A 17,481-nucleotide genomic window follows, 5' to 3' on the forward strand; every position below is an offset into this window, starting at 1 on the left:
TCTTAGATCATGACACGCATCGGAGGGCCCGTATTCCCACCCGCACGCACGGACGCCCGGGCGATCGCTCGCCCGGGCGTCCGGAGAATCGGTGGTGCGGCTATCCCGCCTGGTAGGGGCTCACCACGATGTCGACGCGCTGGAACTCCTTGAGATCCGAGTAGCCGGTGGTCGCCATCGAGCGACGCAGCGCCCCCATGAGGTTGGAGGAGCCGTCCGCGTGCGTGCCGGGCCCGAAGAGGATCTCCTCGAGGGTGCCGTAGGTGCCCACGTGGACGCGCTCGCCGCGCGGCAGCTCCGGGTGGTGCGCCTCGGGGCCCCAGTGGAACCCGGCCCCCGGAGCCTCCTCGGCGCGCGCGAGCGCTGCGCCGAGCATGATCGCGTCCGCGCCGCAGGCGATCGCCTTGACGATGTCACCCGAGCGGCCCAGGCCGCCGTCCGCGATGACGTGCACGTAGCGGCCGCCCGACTCGTCGAGGTAGTCGCGGCGCGCGGCCGCGACGTCGGACACCGCCGTCGCCATGGGCGCGTGGATGCCGAGCGTGGTGCGGGTGGTCTGCGCCGCGCCGCCGCCGAAGCCGACCAGCACGCCGGCCGCGCCCGTGCGCATGAGGTGGAGCGCCGCCTGGTAGGTGGAGGCGCCGCCGACGATCACGGGCACGTCGAGGTCGTAGATGAACTTCTTGAGGTTGAGGGGCTCCGCGCCGTCGGAGACGTGCTCGGCGCTCACGGTGGTGCCGCGGATGACGAAGAGGTCCACACCCGCCTTGAGCACCGTCGCGTAGTGCTCCTGCGTGCGCTGCGGGCTCAGCGCACCCGCGACCACCACGCCGGCCGCGCGGATCTCCTGGAGGCGCGCGGTGATGAGCGCGTCCTTGATGGGCTCGCGGTACAGCTCCTGCATGCGCGCGGTCGCCTGCGCGGGCTCGAGCGCGGCGATCTCCGCGAGCACCGCCGTCGGGTCCTCGTAGCGCGTCCACAGGCCCTCGAGGTCCAGCACGCCGAGGCCGCCGGCGTTGCCCAGCGCGATCGCGGTCGCGGGGCTCATCACCGAGTCCATCGGGGCGCCGATCACGGGGATCTCGAACTGGAACGCGTCGATCTGCCAGCCCAGGCTCACGACCTTGGGGTCGCGCGTGCGCCGCGACGGCACCACCGCGATGTCGTCGAAGGAGTAGGCCCGGCGGCCGCGCTTGCCGCGGCCGATCTCGATCTCGTTGCTCACGGGCTCCACCCTATCGTCCGGCTCGGACGCCGACGCGGGACGATGCGGGGGCCGGGCCTGTGGACAACCTCGCCTCCGGTGTCGGCGGGTCGTGCCAGGCTAGGACCATGAACTGGCTCGACGAGACCATGGTGGGCTTCGACACCGAGACCACAGGCGTGTCCACGGAGCGGGACCGCATCGTCACCGCGGCGGTGATCACGCGGCGCGGCGGAGAGGTGTCGACGCGCACGTGGCTGATCGACCCGGGGATCCCCATCCCCGAGGCCGCGAGCGCGGTGCACGGCATCTCGACTTCGCAGGCGCGCGCGGAGGGCGTGCAGCCACCCGCGGCGCTCGAGGAGATCGCGACGGCGCTCGCCTCGGCGCTGGACGCCGGCCACCCCGTGGTGGCGTTCAACGCGCAGTTCGACCTCACGCTGCTGGAGAACGAGCTCGCGCGTCACGGCCTGCCGTCGCTCGCCTCACGCCTGTCGCGCGGAGAGGTCCGCCCGGTGATCGACCCCCTGGTGCTCGACCGCAAGATGGACCAGTACCGCAAGGGCAAGCGCAAGCTCATCGACCTGTGCACCCTCTACTCCGTCAGCGTGGTCGCCGATGACCTTCACGCCGCGGATGCGGACGTGCTCGCCACGCTCGAGCTGGTCCACGCGCTCGCCGCCGCCTTCCCCGCGATGCGCGACACCCCGCTGGACTCGCTCCACGACCTCCAGGCCGACGCGCACCACGCGTGGGCCGTGCGGTTCGGCGCCTGGCTCAAGTCCAAGGGCACCACCGAGGACCTCCCCGAGCCCGCATGGCCCGTCGCCCGGGTGACGGCCGCGCCGTCCTCGACCACCGCCGCCCCGACCACCGCGGGAGGTGAGACCGGTGCGCTCTTCTAGCCGCCGCATCGTCCCTCCGCACTGGACATCCGGGCCAATCGCGCCCCTTGCATTGGCCCGGACGGCCAACGGTCGGCCGCGAACGCGGCGTTAGTGTCGAGGGACCGACAACTCGGAGGTCACAATGACGTGGTCCACCACCACGACGGCCGCCCCCTCGGGGGCCGGTCCTCTCGCGGACGCGCACTCGCAACTCGAGGCCGCGCTCGCCCACCTCGGCTACAACGGCGGGACCCGCCAGATGCTGGCAACCCCGCGACGCGAGCTCATGGTGAGCGTCCCGCTGCGCCGTGACGACGGCTCCATCGCGGTGTACTCGGGCTACCGGGTGCAGCACAACTTCTCGCGCGGCCCCGCCAAGGGAGGCCTGCGCTTCGCCCCCAACGTCGACCTCGACGAGGTCCGCGCGCTCGCCATGTGGATGACCTGGAAGTGCGCCCTCGTGGACGTCCCGTACGGCGGCGCGAAGGGCGGCATCGCGATCGACCCGCGCGAGCACTCGGTCGCCGAGCTCGAGCGCGTCACGCGCCGCTACACGTCGGAGATCCTGCCGATCATCGGGCCCACCAAGGACATCCCGGCGCCGGACATCGGCACGGACGAGCGGACCATGGCGTGGATCATGGACACCTACTCGGCGTCCGTCGGCTACACCGTCCCTGGCGTGGTGACGGGCAAGCCCGTGAGCCTGGGTGGCTCGCTGGGACGCGCGTCCGCGACGTCGCGCGGCGTCGCGCACATCGCTCTGATGGCGATGGCCTCGCACGGCCTCGACCCCGCACGCACCACCGCGTCCGTCCAGGGCTTCGGAAAGGTCGGTCGCGACGCCGCCCGCTTCCTGTCCGCGGAGGGTGTGCGGATCCTGGCCGTCTCCGACATCGATGGCGCCGTGTACGACGAGCGGGGTCTCGACATCGGGCGCCTCGCGGAGCACGTCGACCGGACCGGGTCCGTGGCGGGCTTCCCCGGCACCGAGGCGATCGACCCCGCGTCGGTGCTGCTCCTGGACGTCGACGTGGCCGTCCCCGCCGCGGTCGAGGGCGTCCTCACCGCCGCCAACGCGGAGCGGATCCAGGCGACGATCGTGGTCGAGGGGGCGAACGGGCCCACCACCCGCGAGGCCGACGCGATCCTCGCGGACCGCGGCGTGCTCGTGGTGCCCGACATCCTCGCGAATGCCGGCGGCGTGGTCGTGTCGTACTTCGAATGGGTGCAGGCCAACCAGGCCATCACCTGGGCGGAACGGGACGTGAACAACCGCCTCGAGGAGAAGATGACCACCGCGTGGCACGCGGTGGTCGACTACTCGACCGCGCACGGCCTGTCCTACCGCGAGGCCGCCACCGCGCTCGCGGTCCAGCGCGTCACCGAGGCCCACCGGCTACGGGGGCTCTACCCCTGAGCCACGGTGCGACACCCGTCCCCGGCGGGCGCGCCCGCGCGCGCCGGAGACGCTCGACCCGCATGCAGGAGCACCTACCGGTCGGTCCTGCATGCGGGTCGAGCGAGACCTGCATGCAGGATCACATCCCGATCGCGCGTGCACCACGGTCGAGCGGGATGCTGGTGCGCTACCCGATCAGGTAGCGCACCAGCATGCCCGTGCTCATCACCACGATGAGCACGCGCAGCACCACGGGCGACACCCGGAACAGCACATGCGAGGCGACGTACGCCCCGACCAGCTGGCCGGCGATCATCGCGCCGCCCACCACCCAGGCGATCTGCCCGACGAACGCGAACACCAGGAGCGACGCGACGTTGGTCGCGAAGTTCAGCGTCTTGGCGACGGCCGTCGAGCGCACCAGGTCGTACGCGCGCAGCGTCACGCCGGACAGCGCGAACAGCGACCCGGTGCCGGGCCCGAACGCGCCGTCATAGGCCCCGATTGCGGGCACCACGGTCGCCTCGTACGGCGCCGCGGACATCCGCGCGCGGGCGGGCGGCACATGCGCCTTGGGCACGAAGGCGAAGTAGGCGGCGATCACCCCGAGCACCACGGGGATGAGAACCCGCAGCGCCTCGGCGTCCGCGAACTGGATCGCGACCGACCCTGCCACGGACCCGAGGAACGCCCACAGCATGGGCCACCGGGCATCGGGCCATCGCACGCGGCGTCGACGGATCACCTGCCACGTGGCCATGCCCGTGCCGAAGGATCCCTGGAGCTTGTTGGTCCCGAGCGCCTGCAGCGGCGGCACCCCGGCAAGGAGCAGGGCGGGCAGCGTGAGCAGCCCGCCCCCTCCCGCGAGCGTGTCGAGGAACCCGGCGATCAGCGCGACGACCGCGAGGATCGCGAGCGTCTGCCAGGCGGGCTCCACCTAGCGGGCCGCGCTAGCCGCGGCCGGCGTAGTTGGGCGCCTCGACGGTGATCTGGACGTCGTGCGGGTGCGACTCCTTGAGCCCCGCCGGCGTGATGCGCACGAACTTGCCCTTCGCCTGCAGCTCCGGGATGGAGCGCGCGCCCACGTAGAACATGGACTGGCCCAGGCCGCCGACCAGCTGGCGAACCACGGAGGACAGGGGACCCTTGTAGGGCACGCGACCCTCGATGCCCTCGGGGATGAGGTCGTCGTCGCTGGGGGCGTCCGCCTGGAAGTAGCGGTCCTTCGAGTAGGACACGCGGCCGCGGGACGCCATGGCGCCCATCGAGCCCATGCCGCGGTAGCTCTTGAACTGCTTGCCGTTGACCAGCACCAGGTCGCCCGGGGTCTCGGCGCAGCCGGCGAACAGCGAGCCGAGCATCACGGACGAGGCGCCGGCCACCAAGGCCTTCGCGATGTCACCCGAGTACTGGAGGCCGCCGTCGGCGATCACGGGCACACCCGCGGGGTGCGCGGCCTTCCACGCCTCGTGGACCGCCGTGACCTGCGGGACGCCCACTCCGGCGACCACGCGGGTGGTGCAGATCGAGCCCGGGCCCACGCCCACCTTGACCGCGTCGACGCCCGCGTCGACGAGCGCCTGCGCGCCCGCGCGGGTCGCGACGTTGCCGCCGATCACCTGGACGTGCGCGGTGGCCGGGTCGGACTTGAGGCGCTGGATCATCTCGATCATGGCGCGGGCGTGGCCGTGCGCGGTGTCGACCACCAGGCAGTCGACCTCGGCCTCGACCAGGGCCGTCGCGCGCTCCCAGGCGTCGCCGTAGAAGCCCACGGCCGCGGCCACGCGCAGGCGGCCCTCGGAGTCCTTGGACGCGAGCGGGTAGCGCTCGGTCTTGACGAAGTCCTTGACCGTGATGAGGCCCGTGAGGCGGCCGTCGCCGTCCACCAGCGGGAGCTTCTCGACGCGGTGCCTCGCCAGCAGCTCCGAGGCCTCCGCGTTGGACACGCCCTCGCGCGCCGTGATCAGCGGCATGGGCGTCATCTGGTCCTTGACCAGGCGCGACGCGAACTCGGCGGGGTTGATGAAGCGCAGGTCGCGGTTGGTGATGATGCCCAGCAGGCGCTGGTCCTCGTCGACCACGGGGAGGCCGGAGACACGGTACTTCGCGCACAGCGCGTCGAGCTCGGCGAGCGTCGCCTCGGGGCCCACGGTCACGGGATCGGTGATCATGCCGGACTCGGATCGCTTGACGATCTCGACCTGGTGGGCCTGGTCCTCGATGGACAGGTTGCGGTGCAGCACGCCCAGGCCGCCCAGGCGCGCGAGGGCGATCGCCATGCGGGCCTCGGTGACGGTGTCCATGGCCGCGGACAGCAGCGGGACGGCCACGGAGATGCCCTTGGTGAGCTGGGTGGTGGTGTCGACCTCGGACGGGATGACATCCGACTCTCCGGGGAGCAGGAGCACGTCGTCGTAGGTGAGTCCGGTGAAGGCGAAGGGATCGTTCTCGAGCGGAACCATTGGCACATTCTAGGCTCTCGCCGGTGGCGGGAAAACCAGGCAAATCGGGCCTTCCCATCGCCCGCCGACGGTGTTAAGAATGGCAATGAGGGATTGCGCGATCGGGGGCCACAAGCCTTCCGGGAGCACATTGACCAGGATCGATGACGGTTCGGGTGGCAAAGGCGCCATCTGGGGGCGAGCCGGTGACGAACCCATAGAGGGGGCGTGATGGAGGCCGTGGCGAAACTGCCCGCACCGACTCAGGATCAGTGGGAGTGGCAATACGAAGGCGCATGCCGCTCCGCCGATCCGAACCTGTTCTTCCACCCCGAGGGCGAACGCGGCGCCGCACGCCGCCGCCGGGCGGAGGCGGCCAAGGAGTTCTGCGCGAACTGCCCCGTGCTCGACACGTGCCGCGAGCGCTCGCTCCAGGCGCGCGAGCCGTTCGGGGTGTGGGGCGGGCTGAGCGAGGACGAGCGTCATGCCATCCTCGCCGGCCGCCTCAAGAAGGCGAGCTAGACGCCGGGGAGGCGCCGCATCGTCCATCTCCTCGGGGACGATGCGGCGGTCGCCTCCCGTACCCGGCCGCACCCGGAGACGCGAACGGGCCCCGGGGCTGACGCCCCGGGGCCCGTCGCTGCGTGGCTGCTCAGCCGACGATGGCGAGCAGGTCGCGCGCGGAGAGGATGAGGTACTCCTCGCCCGCGTACTTGACCTCGGTGCCGCCGTACTTGCTGTAGATCACCTTGTCGCCGACGTTGACGTCGACCGGGACACGGTTGCCGTTGTCGTCGATGCGACCCGGGCCCACCGCCACGACCTCGCCCTCCTGGGGCTTCTCCTTGGCCGTGTCGGGGATCACGAGTCCGGACGCGGTGGTCGTCTCGGCGGCTGCCGCCTTGACAACGACCTTGTCCTCCAGGGGCTTGATGGAGACCGACATGCGGACCTCACCTTCCGTTCTCGAAGTTCGGGGTGCGGACCTGCGGGATCGCCGTCGCGGGGGTCGATCCCAAGGTGCCGCGCTCTGAAGAGCACCCTCAATCTAGCACTCGCCCTAGGCGAGTGCTAATGGACGGTGCGGTGTTCGCGACCCGTGAAATGATCCGGGCATGGACCCCGTCGCCGCGCGCCTCACGGTGAGCCCCGCCTGCCTCGCGCTCGCCGGCTCGCTGCGGGACTTCGACCCGAAGGACGCCCTCGCGACCTCCGCGCGGCTGCGCCGCGACGGCCACGAGCCCGCGCTGGTCGCCGCCGCGATGTCTCTCGCGGAGCTGCGGCGCGAGGCGCGCCCCCGGCTGGGAGACGCCGCGGACGCGATGGTGTTCCACCGCGCTGGGCTCGAGCAGGCCTCGCGCGCGGTGGTGTCGGGGCTCCACGCCGAGCGCTTCGCCGCCGCCGGATGCACGGCCGTCGCGGACCTCACCGCGGGGTTGGGCGCGGACGCGAGGGCCGTGGCGGCGCGCGGGCTCGGCGTGGTCGCGTTCGAGGCCGACGAGGCCACCGCCATCCTCGCCGCCCACAACCTCGCCGCCCACAACCTCGCCCCCTGGCCGGCCGCCCGCGTGGTCCACGGCGACTCGCTCGCGCTGCTCGCGGAGGCGGACGTCGATGGCGTGTTCGCGGACCCCGCGCGGCGCAACGCCCGCGGCCGCCGCCACGATCCCGCGGACTACTCCCCCGCGCTCGACCGCGTCCTGGACCTCGCGCCGCGCTACCGGGCGCTGGGCGTCAAGGCCGGCCCGGGGCTGCCGCACGAGGCGGTGCCGCCCGGCTTCGAGGCGGAGTGGGTGAGCGTGGACGGCGACGTCGTGGAGGTGGGCCTGTGGGCCGGCGCCGCCGCCCACGGCGAAGGCCACGCCGCGCTGGTGATCCGCGGCGACCGGCACCATCGGATCGCCGGGCCCACGGACCGCGCGGACGCGGGCGCGCTGGGCGCCTACCTGCTCGAGCCCGACGGCGCGGTGATCCGCGCCGGCCTGGTGGGCGTGCTCGCGGAGCGCCTGGAAGCGCGCCTGGTCGACCCGCAGATCGCGTACCTCACGTGCGACGCCGTGCCTCCCGCGACGCCGTTCGCCCGCGCCTACCGCGTGATCGAGCGCCTGCCGCTCGACGTCAAGGTGCTCGCGAAGGAGCTGCGCGCCCGGGACGTGGGCACCGTCGACATCAAGAAGCGGGGCGTGGACCTCACCCCCGAGCAGCTCCGTCCGCGGCTCAAGCTGCGCGGCTCCGGCCGCGCGACACTGGTGCTCACCCGACTCGAGGGCCGCCACGCGGCCCTCCTGGTCGAGGCCGTTCCCGCCTAGCTAGCCGCCCGCCTTCAGGGTCTTCGAGACCATCTGCTGGCTGGTGCCCACCTCGCGCGCGATGGCCGTCTGGGACATGCCGGCCCCGGCGAGCTCCGCGATGCGCGCGAGCTGATCCGGGGTGAGGGTCCCCGACCGGCGAGACGGCCCGCCGCGACGGCCGCTCATGATCGAGTCGACGCTCGCCTTCGAGATCCCGACCGCCTCCGCGACGGCCGTGCGCGCCTCGCCCTCCTCGACGCGGCGCCTGACGTCCGCGACCTGCGCCTCCGTGATCCGTGCCATGCGGCCAGACTACGGGTCCGAGCCGCGCGAGCCCGCGGCTCACGCCCCCAGCACGAGCGAGACCGCGAGCCCCGCCATCACCGCGGCGATCGCGCCGTCGAGCACGCGCCACGCGCCCGGCCGCGCGAGCACGCCCGACAGCAGGCGCGCCCCGTACCCCAGCGCCGTGAACCACAGCACGCTGCCCGTGATCGCGCCCGCCGCGAACAGCCAGCGCGCGTCGTGCGTGGTCGCGACGGTCCCCAGCAGCACCACCGTGTCGAGGTAGACGTGCGGGTTGAGCCACGTGAGCGCGAGGCACGTGAGGGCGACGGCCCGGAGGGACGATGCGCGGGTCGCCGTCGCGGTGGCCGTCCGGCCGCCGGGGGCCGGGGAGGCGGGGGCGACCGTCGCATCGTCCGCCTCGAGACGTTCGCCCTCGGGGCGCAGCGCCCGTCGCGCGGCGAGCACCGCGTAGCCCAGCAGGAACGCCGCGCCCGCCCACCGCGCGGCGGTCACCAGCCACGGCACCGCCTCGATCGCGGCGCCCACGCCGGCGACGCCTGCCGCGATGAGCACGGCGTCGGAGATCGCGCAGATGAGCACCACGAGCCCGACGTGCTCGCGGCGGAGGCCCTGGCGCAGCACGAACACGTTCTGCGCGCCGATCGCGACGATGAGGGACAGTCCGAGGCCGAGCCCGGCGAGATAGGTCATGGCGACACGGTAGGCGCCAATTATCCACAGCACTACTCACAATTGTGGATGCTCTATTAGGTTTGCTTATGTGAAGATCCCGGCCGACCTCGCGCAGACGCTCGCTGCCGTGGTCGACGAGGGCTCGCTCGACGCGGCCGCGCGCGCGCTCCACGTCACCCAGTCGGCGGTGAGCCAGCGGCTCGCGACCCTCGAGCGGCTCACGGGTCAGGTGCTCCTGGTGCGTTCCCGGCCGGTCCGCCCGACGCCGGCCGGCGAGGCGGTGGTGCGGTTCGGGCGCCAGGTGGCGCTGCTCGAGTCCGACGCGGTCGCGGCGCTCGGGCTCCCCGCGGACGGTCCCGCACCCCTGCGCATCGCCGTCAACGCGGACTCGCTCGCGACGTGGCTGCTGCGGCCCCTGGCGGACGTGCTGCCCATGCTCGGCGCGACCGTGCACCTGCACCGCGAGGACGAGTCCTACACCGCGGAGCTGCTCGCGCGCGGCGAGGTGGTGGCCGCGGTCACCACGCGGGAGGCCGCGGTGCCCGGGTGCTCGGTGACGCCGCTCGGGCGGATGCGCTACCGCGCGGTCGCGGCTCCGGCGTTCGCGGCGCGGTGGTTCCCCGACGGCGCCGCGCCCTTGTCTCTCGCCGCCGCGCCGGTGGTCGACTTCGACGCGCGCGACGACCTGCAGTCCCGGTGGCTGGCGGCGGCGGGCGCGGATCCGGCCGCGCCGCCTCGCCATCGCGTGCCCTCCTCCACCGAGTTCGCGGAGGCCATCGCCCTGGGCCTGGGCTGGGGGCTCCTGCCCGCGGCGCAGCGCGAAGGGCGCGATCTGGTCGGGCTGGGCGGGCCCGAGCTCGACGTCGCGCTGCACTGGCAGCAGTGGCGCGTGCAGTCCGCGAGCCTCACCGCGATCGCGGACGCCGTGCGCGCGGCGGCCGCGGCGGCGCTCACCGCGCCGTAGCCGTCAGGACGCGGCGCAGGAGCGGCGCGCGCCGCGGAGCTCGACGGGCCAGGCGCCGCCGGGCGCGGCGTCCCCGACCAGGACGTCCGCGAGGCCCGCGAGCGTCGCGTCGGAGTCGCCGTAGACCGCCACGTGGGCGTCGGCGCGCGAGTCGAACAGCCCCCACGGGTCGCCGAGCGCCACCACCACGTCGGCGTCGGCCCGGTACGCGCCCGAGGTCAGCAGCGCGATCGACGTGCCCCCCTCGCCCACCGTTACCCCGCGCCGGCGGAGCGCGCCCTCCAGCGCGGCCACCGCATCGTCCGGGCCGCCGACCACCGTGGCGCGCCGCCGCACCAGGGGCGCGTCGCAGTCGTCGGTCGCGACGGTGGTGCCCGCTGCCGCGAGCGCGCGCGGATAACCCGGCGTGGCGGCGTCCCCGCCGAGCCCCTCAGACCACCGCATGAGCAGGATGGACCGCGCCGCGGCCTGGTCGAGGCGCGCGCGCGACAGACTGCCGTCGCGGACCGCGGACACGATCGCGTCCACGGTGCCGTCGACGTCCTTGGGCATGAGGAGCACGTCCGCGCCGGCGCGGAGCGCCTGGACGGCGGCCTGACCCGGGGTGCGTCCCTCCGCGACGGCCGCCATGTTGAGCGCGTCCGTGACGGTGACGCCGGTGAAGCCGAGGTCGTCGCGCAGGTACCGGTACGCGGCGCGCTCGAGCGTGGCGGGCCCGTCGCCCCACTCCGGGACGGCGATGTGCCCCATCATCACCACCGGGGCGCCCGCGTCGACGGCCGCCGCGAACGGCACCAGGTCCGTGCGCGCGAGCCGCTTCACGGAGCGCGACTGCACCGGCAGCCCGGTGTGCGAGTCGACGGTCACGGAGCCATGGCCGGGGAAGTGCTTGATCACGGGCACCACGCCGCCGTCGACGAACCCGTCGACCGCCGCGACCACGGTCTCCGCCACGGTCTCCGGGTCCGAGCCGGCGCTGCGCGTGCGGATGGTCGGGTCCGCGGGCCCCACGGTCACGTCGGCCACCGGCGCGTAGTCGACGTTCACGCCGAGCGCCCGCATGTCCGCCGCCGAGGACCGGTACGCGTCCGTCACTGCGGCCTTGTCCGTCGCGGCGCCCGCCGCCATGAAGCCCGGCAGGCTCGGCACCGCCGCGGACAGGCGCGACACCCAGCCGCCCTCCTCGTCCGCGGAGATCCACACGGGCCAGTCGCGGTCGTCGACGCGGCCCAGCGCGTCGGTGAGGGCGGCGACCTCCGCGGCGGACGGCGCGGCGCCGTCCATGAGGATGACGCCGCCCAGGTGGTGCTCCCTCACGCGCTGCACGGCGACGTCGACGTCGGGCGTGTAGAGGTCCGTGACGATCACCTGCCCGGCCGCGTGCGCGAGCGGGAGGGCGCGCGCGGTCGCGAGTGCCGCGTCCCACTCCTCGACCGTGGGGCCCCAGGCGAGCGTCTCGGGCGCCGGCGTCGGGGTGGACGATGCGGCGGGCGAGGGCGTCGCGACGCTCGGGGTCGGCGCGGGCGAGGTGGGCGCGGTCGGGGCCGGGCTCGCGGTGGCGGTGGGCGAGGGCGCGGGATCGGCGCCGGTGCAGCCCGCGAGGACGGCGACCGCCGCGACGGCCGCGGCGGTCGCGGCGAGGCGCATCAGACCGTGATGGTGGACAGCGGCATCGAGGAGTCGACGCCGATGCCGAGGTCGCTCGGACGCACCCCCGCCTCGACCACGGCGTGGCCGAGCGCGGCGATCATCGCCCCGTTGTCGGTGCAGTAGCGCAGCGGCGGGATGCGGACGTCGATGCCCGCCGCCTCTCCGCGCGCCTGCGCGAGCTCGCGCAGCTGGCTGTTGGCGGAGAAGCCGCCGCCGATGACGAGCGTCTCGACGTCGTGCTCGCGGCACGCGTTGAGGGTCTTGGTGACCAGGACGTCGGCGACGGCGGCCGCGAAGCTCGCGCACACGTCCTCGACGGGGATGTCCTGGCCGGACGCGCGGCGCGCCTCGACCCAGCGGGCAACCGCGGTCTTGAGCCCGGAGAAGCTGAAGTCGTAGGCGTGCTTCGCCATGTCCTTGGGCTTGGAGAGCCCGCGCGGGAACGGGATGGCCTCGGGGTCGCCCTCGCGCGCCAGCCGGTCGACGTGCGGCCCGCCGGGGTAAGGCAACCCCAGCAGGCGTCCCACCTTGTCGAAGGCCTCGCCCGCCGCATCGTCCAGCGTGTGCCCGAGCTCGCGGACGTTCGTCGCGATGTCGTCGACCATGAGCAGCGACGTGTGGCCGCCGGAGACCACCAGCGCCATGGTGCGGTCGGGGAACGCGCCGTGCACCAGCTGGTCGACGGCGGCGTGGCCGATCACGTGGTTGACGCCGTAGAGCGGCCTGCCGAGGCCGAGCGCGAGGGCCTTCGCGGCGGAGTTGCCGACGGTGAGCGAGCCGACCAGGCCCGGGCCGGCGGCGACGGCGACCGCGTCCACCTGGGACAGGGTGCGGCCGGCGCGGCTCAGCGCCTCGTCGAGCGTGGGCAGCACGGCCTCGAGGTGCGCGCGGGAGGCGACCTCGGGGACGATGCCGCCGAAGCGGGCGTGCTCGTCCATGGAGGAGGCGACGACGTCGGCGAGCAGCTCGCCGTCCTCGACGAGCGCGACGCCCGTCTCATCGCAGGTGCTCTCGAGTCCCAGTACCAATGCCACGGGTCAACTGTAGTCGGGCGTGCGGCGGGCGCGGTCAGAGGGCGAGGAAGGTGCGCAGGCCACGGTCGACCTCGTCCATGAGGTGCGCGGGAAGGTGCCCTGCTGCACCTTCGAGCGCGGCGCTGTCGACCGTCGCGACCGCCGTGACGTTGACACAGGAGTCCTTCGCGAGGCCCGTCGCATCCGCAGGCAGGAACACGTTGCCCGGCAGCTCGGCCAGCGCGTTGTTGCCGGTGATCGCGAGCACGCTCACGGTGCCGAGCCGGGACCGGTTGTACGCGTCGGACTGCACCACGAGCACGGGGCGGCGGCGTGCGGGTGCGCTGCCGACCGCCGGACCCAGGTCCACCCACCGGATCGACCCACGCAGCACGGGCTCCCGCGGAGTCACCACTCCTCGCGTTCCAGCAGGCCGCGACCGGCCTCCGCAACAAACCGTGTCGACTCGTCCTCGGCGACAGCGATGCGCTCGAGCACGCTGTCGATCCGTCCCGTCAGCGCCTGCTCGTCGAGCTCGCGCAGGTAGCGCCGCGCGGCGACGGCGAGGAACTCGGAGCGGCTCACCCCGAGCAGCCTGGCGCGTGCCGTGACCGCCTCGAACACGGGGTCGGGAAGGGAGATCGCCGTCTTCACCCTTCGAGTATCACCCGGTATTACCACGCGGTCCAGCGCCACGCCCACGCCTGTGGAGGCCGGGACCTCCGGCCGTCGCGAGCACGCCCCTTGCAGGCGCACAATTGTTGATATGACAACCGCGAACCTCCCCCAGCCGACCTTCGCCTTCTCCCTCGACCAGGACGCGCGCGAGGCGCTGTTCACCGAGGCGCGCTCGGCGATCGCGTTCGACGGGCGCGAGGTGGATGCGGACCTCGTGACCCGCGCGTGGGACCTCGCGAAGTTCGGACCCACCAGCAACAACACGCAGCCGCTGCGCGTGGTGGCGGCCCGGACCCCGGCCGCCCGCGCCGCCGTGATCGAGGCCGCGGCGCCGTTCAACCGGCCCAAGCTCGAGCAGGCCCCGCTGCTGCTGGTCGCCGCGCACGACGACCGGTTCCACGACCTCCACGAGACCTGGGCGCCCGGCATGCCCCAGATCGCGGAGCGCTTCGAGGCGAACCCGGAGATGCGCGCCTCGCTCGCGCACTCGGGCGCGATGCTGCAGCTGGGCTACCTGATCATCGCGCTGCGCGCGGAGGGTCTCGCGCTGCGCCCGTACGGCGGCTTCGACAAGGCCGCGCTGGACTCCGCGCTCATGCCCGAGGGCTGGCGGTCCGAGGTCATCCTGGGCGTCGGCCACCCCGCCGAGGGCGACGACCAGTCGGGCGACCGCCGCGGCCGCATCCCGGCGGAGACGGGCGTCCGCGAGGTCTGAGCGCTCGCCCGCCAGCCCCGGTGCCCGCCCGGACGCTCACCGTGCTTTTCCTCGGGCTCATGCGCCGCACGGGACACTCCCTCAGAATGCCCGCCGTCCGGTCCTGCGCAAGCTTCCCGCCCGGCACACACCGGCGCGAAAGAGCACGGTGAGTGTCCCGCCCGGATCGGGGCGCCGCGGGCGACACCCGCCCGCCCACCCACCCGCCCGGTCGCGTCACACCCCCGGCTGATACCCCGCCAGCTCCACCCTCATGACCAGCGCATCCACGCCCTCGGGCTGGTAGTACTTGCGGCGGATGCGGACGTCCTCGAATCCGTACGCCCGGTACAGCGCGAGCGCCGGCACGTTGTCGACGGCGACCTCGAGCCAGGCATCCGCGGCGCCCTCGCGACGCGCCTCCGCGAGGAAGTCGTCCATGAGGACGCGCGACAGCCCCCGCCCCCGCACCGAGGGCACCAGCGCGAGGTTCATGAGGTGGAACGCGTCGCCGTCGTAGCCGTAGACCGCGTAGCCCACCAGCTCGCCATCGACGCAGAGCCCCCGATACCGGGTGAGCCCGTAGAGGTAGTCGTGCTCGATCAGCTCACGCGACCACGCGGACGCGCCGAACAGCTCCCGCTCGACCTCCGCCATCCACGGAAGGTCCGCCTCCGTGAGATCGCGCAGCTCGATCACGCGCCGGGAACCCCGTGCACGTCGGGGCGGCGCAGGTAGAGCGGCTCCGTCGGCAGATCGGATCCGGCCGCGCGGAGCCGCGCGGCCACGCTCACCAGCAGCGCCGGGTCCGGGTCACCCTCGACCGCGCCGGGGAAGGCGTCCGGGTAGAGCAGCGCGCCGCGGCCCACCACGGCACCGGCGACGGGCACGTCGCCCGGCGCGCTCACCTCGGGGCCGGACACCCGCACGCCGTCGCGGTAGGTCGCCCAGTACACCTCGCGGCGGCGCGCGTCGCCCACCGCGGTGACCTCGCCCGCTGCGGATGCGCCCAGCGCGTCGAGCGAGCACACGCCGTCGACCGGCACGCCCCACACGTGGCCCAGGGTGCGGGCGGTCATGAGGCCCACCCGGAGCCCGGTGAACGGGGCCGGCCCCGTGCCCACCACGATCCGCGTCACCTCCGTACCCGCGACGCCGGCCTCGCCCAGCACGGACTCGATGAGTCCGGCGAGCAGCTCGGAGTGGCCGCGCGGGTTGAACTCGGAGCGACGCGCCAGCACCTCCCCCGACTCGGAGACGAGCGCGACGGCGATGGCGGAGGACGTGTCGAGGGCGAGGATCACGGGTCTAGCCTACGAGCGCGACGCCGGCCCAGCGGTCGCCGTGGGTGGTGAACGTGACGGTGCGCAGGCCCTCGTCGGGGCGCTCCATGTCGACCTCGCCGCCCACCTCGCGCGCGATCACCACGTGCACACGGTCCTGCGACAGCTGCTCGGCCTTCTCCTCGCCCCACTCGACCACCGTCACCGAGGACTCGACGGTGGTGTCCAGGTCGAGGTCGTCGAGCTCGGCGAGCGAGTTGAGGCGGTACGCGTCCACGTGGATGAGCGCGGGCCCGCCCACCTCGGACGGGTGGGTGCGCGCGATGATGAACGTGGGGCTCGCGACCGGCCCGCGCACGCCCAGCGCGGCGCCCAGCCCCTGGGTGAACGTGGTCTTGCCAGCGCCCAGGTCGCCGCTGAGGATCACCACGTCGCCCGCGCGCAGCTGCGGGGCGAGCACGTCGCGCGCGAGGGCGCGCATGGCGTCGCCGTCGGCGACGGTGAAGGTGGACGATGCGGGGGTCGGGTCGGTCATGCCGGCAGCTTCTCCTTCAGGCCGCCGAAGCGGCAGACGATCTCGTAGTCGATGGTGCCCGCGGCCTCGGCCCACTCGCGGGCGGAGGGGCCGTCGGCGCCGATGAGCACCACCTCGTCGCCCGCGCGCTCGGGCGCGTCGGGGCCCAGGTCCAGCACCACCTGGTCCATGCACACCCGGCCCGCGATCACGTGGCGGCGGCCGCCGATCGCGACAGGCCCGCGGCCGCTGCCGGCGGCACGGAAGATGCCGTCGGAGTAGCCCGCGGTGACCAGCCCGAGGCGCGTGTCGCGCGGAGTCGTGTACTCGTGGCCGTAGCTCACGCCCTCCCCCGCCGGCACGTCCTTGACGAGCGCGAGCGACGCCGTCACGCGCATCGCGGGTTCGAGACCCCAGTCGCCGCCGTCGGCGTCGGGCACCGGCGGGAGGCCGTACACGGCGATGCCGGGGCGCACCAGGTCGAAGTGGAGGTCGGGTCGGGTGAGGGTGGCGGCGGAGTTCGCGAGGTGACGCACCTCGAGGGCGATGCCGCGCGCCTCGATGGCGGCGACGCCGTCGCGGAACACGTCGGCCTGGCGGTCGATGGTGGGGTGGCCGGGCTGGTCCGCCCACGCCAGGTGCGACCATGCGCCCACGACCACCACCGCATCGTCCGCCGCGAGCGCGGCGTCCAGGAGCGCGGACAGGCCCTCTGGACGCACGCCCTCGCGGGACAGCCCGGTGTCGAGGCACACGTGGACGCGCGCGACCTCGCCGGCCATGCGGGCGGCCGCGACGATCATGTCGAGCACCTCGAGCGAGGACGCGCTGAGGTCCACGCCACGGCGGATCAGGAGGCGGAACGGCGCCTCGGGGCCGTAGAGCCAGCACAGCAGGCGGCCGGCGTCGCCCGCCTCGCGAAGCGCGATCGCCTCGTCGGGCTGCGCGACCCCGAGCCAGGTCGCGCCTCCGGCGCGCGCGGCCGCCGAGGCGCCGACCAGGCCGTGGCCGTACGCGTCGGCCTTGACCACGGCCATGACCTCCGCGCCGGGAGCGTGCGCCGCGAGGCGCTCGACGTTGCGCGTGATCGCGGCGTGGTCGACGGTGACGTTCAGACGGGACATCAGCCCTCCCCGATGACCACGGCGGAGGCGATCCCCGCGTCGTGGGACAGCGACACGTGCAGCTGCGTCATGCCGAGCGCGGCGACGCGCGCCGCGACCGTGCCGGTGACGGACAGGCGGGGCTGGCCGCCGTCCTCGCGGAGCACCTCGCAGTCGTGCCAGCTGAGGCCCGCGGGCGCGCCGAGCGCCTTCGCGAGCGCCTCCTTGGCCGCCCAGTTGGCGGCGAGGCTCGCGTGGCCCAGGTGGCGCTCGGCGGGCGTGAACACGCGGTCGAGGAAGCCCGGCGAGCGCTCGAGAGCGTCCTCGAAGCGGGCGATCTCGACCACGTCGATGCCGAGCCCCAGGATCGCCACGC

Annotated in this window: 21 protein-coding genes; 6 read left to right on the forward strand and 15 right to left on the reverse strand. The window is 73.9% G+C overall.

Annotated elements, in window-relative coordinates:
* Positions 1-100: 100 nt before the first annotated feature.
* A complete protein-coding gene (locus AOM05_RS00695) occupies positions 101-1,225 on the reverse strand; it encodes a GuaB3 family IMP dehydrogenase-related protein (RefSeq protein ID WP_062519585.1) in 1,125 nt (374 codons plus the stop codon).
* A gap of 107 nt (positions 1,226-1,332) precedes the next feature.
* Here AOM05_RS00695 and AOM05_RS00700 point away from each other — a divergent pair, with 107 nt between their 5' ends.
* Positions 1,333-2,109, forward strand: a complete 777-nt coding sequence (locus tag AOM05_RS00700) for an exonuclease domain-containing protein (protein ID WP_062518711.1) — start codon at positions 1,333-1,335, stop codon at positions 2,107-2,109.
* Positions 2,110-2,233: 124 nt separating this feature from the next.
* The gene (locus tag AOM05_RS00705) at positions 2,234-3,511 is read left to right on the forward strand and encodes a Glu/Leu/Phe/Val family dehydrogenase (protein WP_062518712.1); all 1,278 of its coding nucleotides are present in this window, start codon (positions 2,234-2,236) and stop codon (positions 3,509-3,511) included.
* Between the two features lie 169 nt (positions 3,512-3,680).
* Here the strand turns inward: AOM05_RS00705 and AOM05_RS00710 are convergent, their stop codons facing one another.
* Positions 3,681-4,430, reverse strand: coding sequence for a TSUP family transporter (locus AOM05_RS00710; protein WP_062518713.1), 750 nt, complete (start codon positions 4,428-4,430; stop codon positions 3,681-3,683).
* A gap of 13 nt (positions 4,431-4,443) precedes the next feature.
* Entirely contained in the window at positions 4,444-5,955 is a 1,512-nt protein-coding gene (gene guaB / locus AOM05_RS00715) for an IMP dehydrogenase (RefSeq protein WP_062518714.1), read from the reverse strand.
* Positions 5,956-6,165: 210 nt separating this feature from the next.
* Here guaB and AOM05_RS00720 point away from each other — a divergent pair, with 210 nt between their 5' ends.
* Positions 6,166-6,456: a WhiB family transcriptional regulator gene (locus AOM05_RS00720; RefSeq protein ID WP_062518715.1), complete on the forward strand. Its 291-nt coding sequence runs from the start codon at positions 6,166-6,168 to the stop codon at positions 6,454-6,456.
* A 130-nt stretch (positions 6,457-6,586) separates the two neighbouring features.
* Here the strand turns inward: AOM05_RS00720 and groES are convergent, their stop codons facing one another.
* Positions 6,587-6,880, reverse strand: a complete 294-nt coding sequence (groES, locus tag AOM05_RS00725; protein ID WP_062518716.1) for a co-chaperone GroES — start codon at positions 6,878-6,880, stop codon at positions 6,587-6,589.
* A gap of 169 nt (positions 6,881-7,049) precedes the next feature.
* On the opposite strand from groES, the gene AOM05_RS00730 reads away from it, so the two are divergent.
* Positions 7,050-8,243: a class I SAM-dependent methyltransferase gene (locus AOM05_RS00730; protein ID WP_062518717.1), complete on the forward strand. Its 1,194-nt coding sequence runs from the start codon at positions 7,050-7,052 to the stop codon at positions 8,241-8,243.
* Here AOM05_RS00730 and AOM05_RS00735 read toward each other — a convergent pair whose 3' ends face one another.
* On the reverse strand, positions 8,244-8,528 hold the full coding sequence (locus AOM05_RS00735) for a COG3415 family protein (RefSeq protein WP_062518718.1): 285 nt from the start codon (positions 8,526-8,528) through the stop codon (positions 8,244-8,246).
* 39 nt (positions 8,529-8,567) lie between these two features.
* The gene (locus AOM05_RS00740; RefSeq protein WP_062518719.1) at positions 8,568-9,224 is read right to left on the reverse strand and encodes a LysE/ArgO family amino acid transporter; all 657 of its coding nucleotides are present in this window, start codon (positions 9,222-9,224) and stop codon (positions 8,568-8,570) included.
* Positions 9,225-9,294: 70 nt separating this feature from the next.
* On the opposite strand from AOM05_RS00740, the gene AOM05_RS00745 reads away from it, so the two are divergent.
* Positions 9,295-10,170: an ArgP/LysG family DNA-binding transcriptional regulator gene (locus AOM05_RS00745; RefSeq protein WP_062518720.1), complete on the forward strand. Its 876-nt coding sequence runs from the start codon at positions 9,295-9,297 to the stop codon at positions 10,168-10,170.
* A gap of 3 nt (positions 10,171-10,173) precedes the next feature.
* On the opposite strand, the gene AOM05_RS00750 is transcribed toward AOM05_RS00745, so the two are convergent.
* Genes AOM05_RS00750 through AOM05_RS00765 form a run of 4 tightly spaced genes read right to left on the reverse strand, consistent with a single transcriptional unit; the run spans position 10,174 to position 13,487 of the window.
* Entirely contained in the window at positions 10,174-11,817 is a 1,644-nt protein-coding gene (locus AOM05_RS00750; RefSeq protein ID WP_062518721.1) for a glycoside hydrolase family 3 protein, read from the reverse strand.
* Positions 11,817-12,854, reverse strand: a complete 1,038-nt coding sequence (gene tsaD, locus AOM05_RS00755; protein WP_062518722.1) for a tRNA (adenosine(37)-N6)-threonylcarbamoyltransferase complex transferase subunit TsaD — start codon at positions 12,852-12,854, stop codon at positions 11,817-11,819. The genes AOM05_RS00750 and tsaD overlap by 1 nt, the downstream gene beginning before the upstream one ends.
* 34 nt (positions 12,855-12,888) lie before the next feature.
* On the reverse strand, positions 12,889-13,245 hold the full coding sequence (locus AOM05_RS00760; RefSeq protein WP_228373164.1) for a type II toxin-antitoxin system PemK/MazF family toxin: 357 nt from the start codon (positions 13,243-13,245) through the stop codon (positions 12,889-12,891).
* Positions 13,242-13,487 (reverse strand): ribbon-helix-helix protein, CopG family, encoded by a 246-nt coding sequence (locus AOM05_RS00765; protein ID WP_062518724.1) that lies wholly within the window; start codon positions 13,485-13,487, stop codon positions 13,242-13,244. Before AOM05_RS00765 ends, AOM05_RS00760 begins: the two co-directional genes overlap by 4 nt.
* A 112-nt stretch (positions 13,488-13,599) precedes the next feature.
* Here AOM05_RS00765 and AOM05_RS00770 point away from each other — a divergent pair, with 112 nt between their 5' ends.
* Complete coding sequence (locus AOM05_RS00770; protein WP_062518725.1) at positions 13,600-14,226, forward strand: malonic semialdehyde reductase; 627 nt, start codon at positions 13,600-13,602, stop codon at positions 14,224-14,226.
* Positions 14,227-14,442: 216 nt separating this feature from the next.
* On the opposite strand, the gene rimI is transcribed toward AOM05_RS00770, so the two are convergent.
* Genes rimI through AOM05_RS00795 form a run of 5 tightly spaced genes read right to left on the reverse strand, consistent with a single transcriptional unit; the run spans position 14,443 to position 17,479 of the window.
* A complete protein-coding gene (gene rimI, locus AOM05_RS00775; protein WP_062518726.1) occupies positions 14,443-14,904 on the reverse strand; it encodes a ribosomal protein S18-alanine N-acetyltransferase in 462 nt (153 codons plus the stop codon).
* Positions 14,901-15,509, reverse strand: a complete 609-nt coding sequence (tsaB, locus tag AOM05_RS00780) for a tRNA (adenosine(37)-N6)-threonylcarbamoyltransferase complex dimerization subunit type 1 TsaB (RefSeq protein ID WP_062518727.1) — start codon at positions 15,507-15,509, stop codon at positions 14,901-14,903. Before tsaB ends, rimI begins: the two co-directional genes overlap by 4 nt.
* Before the next feature lie 4 nt (positions 15,510-15,513).
* On the reverse strand, positions 15,514-16,023 hold the full coding sequence (gene tsaE, locus AOM05_RS00785; RefSeq protein WP_062518728.1) for a tRNA (adenosine(37)-N6)-threonylcarbamoyltransferase complex ATPase subunit type 1 TsaE: 510 nt from the start codon (positions 16,021-16,023) through the stop codon (positions 15,514-15,516).
* Positions 16,020-17,126, reverse strand: a complete 1,107-nt coding sequence (alr, locus tag AOM05_RS00790) for an alanine racemase (RefSeq protein WP_062518729.1) — start codon at positions 17,124-17,126, stop codon at positions 16,020-16,022. The genes tsaE and alr overlap by 4 nt, the downstream gene beginning before the upstream one ends.
* Entirely contained in the window at positions 17,126-17,479 is a 354-nt protein-coding gene (locus tag AOM05_RS00795) for a holo-ACP synthase (RefSeq protein ID WP_062518730.1), read from the reverse strand. The genes alr and AOM05_RS00795 overlap by 1 nt, the downstream gene beginning before the upstream one ends.
* Positions 17,480-17,481: the final 2 nt, after the last annotated feature.

The organism is Demequina silvatica, from assembly GCF_000971215.1.
GTDB lineage: Bacteria > Actinomycetota > Actinomycetes > Actinomycetales > Demequinaceae > Demequina > Demequina silvatica.

Excerpts from the sequence above, each read along its gene's own strand:
- AOM05_RS00700 (WP_062518711.1), top strand. The coding sequence starts at position 1,333 with ATGAACTGGCTCGACGAGACCATGGTGGGCTTCGACACCGAGACCACA.
- AOM05_RS00705 (WP_062518712.1), top strand. The coding sequence starts at position 2,234 with ATGACGTGGTCCACCACCACGACGGCCGCCCCCTCGGGGGCCGGTCCT.
- guaB (WP_062518714.1), bottom strand. The coding sequence starts at position 5,955 with ATGGTTCCGCTCGAGAACGATCCCTTCGCCTTCACCGGACTCACCTAC.
- AOM05_RS00720 (WP_062518715.1), top strand. The coding sequence starts at position 6,166 with ATGGAGGCCGTGGCGAAACTGCCCGCACCGACTCAGGATCAGTGGGAG.
- groES (WP_062518716.1), bottom strand. The coding sequence starts at position 6,880 with ATGTCGGTCTCCATCAAGCCCCTGGAGGACAAGGTCGTTGTCAAGGCG.
- AOM05_RS00730 (WP_062518717.1), top strand. The coding sequence starts at position 7,050 with ATGGACCCCGTCGCCGCGCGCCTCACGGTGAGCCCCGCCTGCCTCGCG.
- AOM05_RS00735 (WP_062518718.1), bottom strand. The coding sequence starts at position 8,528 with ATGGCACGGATCACGGAGGCGCAGGTCGCGGACGTCAGGCGCCGCGTC.
- AOM05_RS00740 (WP_062518719.1), bottom strand. The coding sequence starts at position 9,224 with ATGACCTATCTCGCCGGGCTCGGCCTCGGACTGTCCCTCATCGTCGCG.
- AOM05_RS00750 (WP_062518721.1), bottom strand. The coding sequence starts at position 11,817 with ATGCGCCTCGCCGCGACCGCCGCGGCCGTCGCGGCGGTCGCCGTCCTC.
- AOM05_RS00770 (WP_062518725.1), top strand. The coding sequence starts at position 13,600 with ATGACAACCGCGAACCTCCCCCAGCCGACCTTCGCCTTCTCCCTCGAC.
- tsaE (WP_062518728.1), bottom strand. The coding sequence starts at position 16,023 with ATGACCGACCCGACCCCCGCATCGTCCACCTTCACCGTCGCCGACGGC.
- alr (WP_062518729.1), bottom strand. The coding sequence starts at position 17,126 with ATGTCCCGTCTGAACGTCACCGTCGACCACGCCGCGATCACGCGCAAC.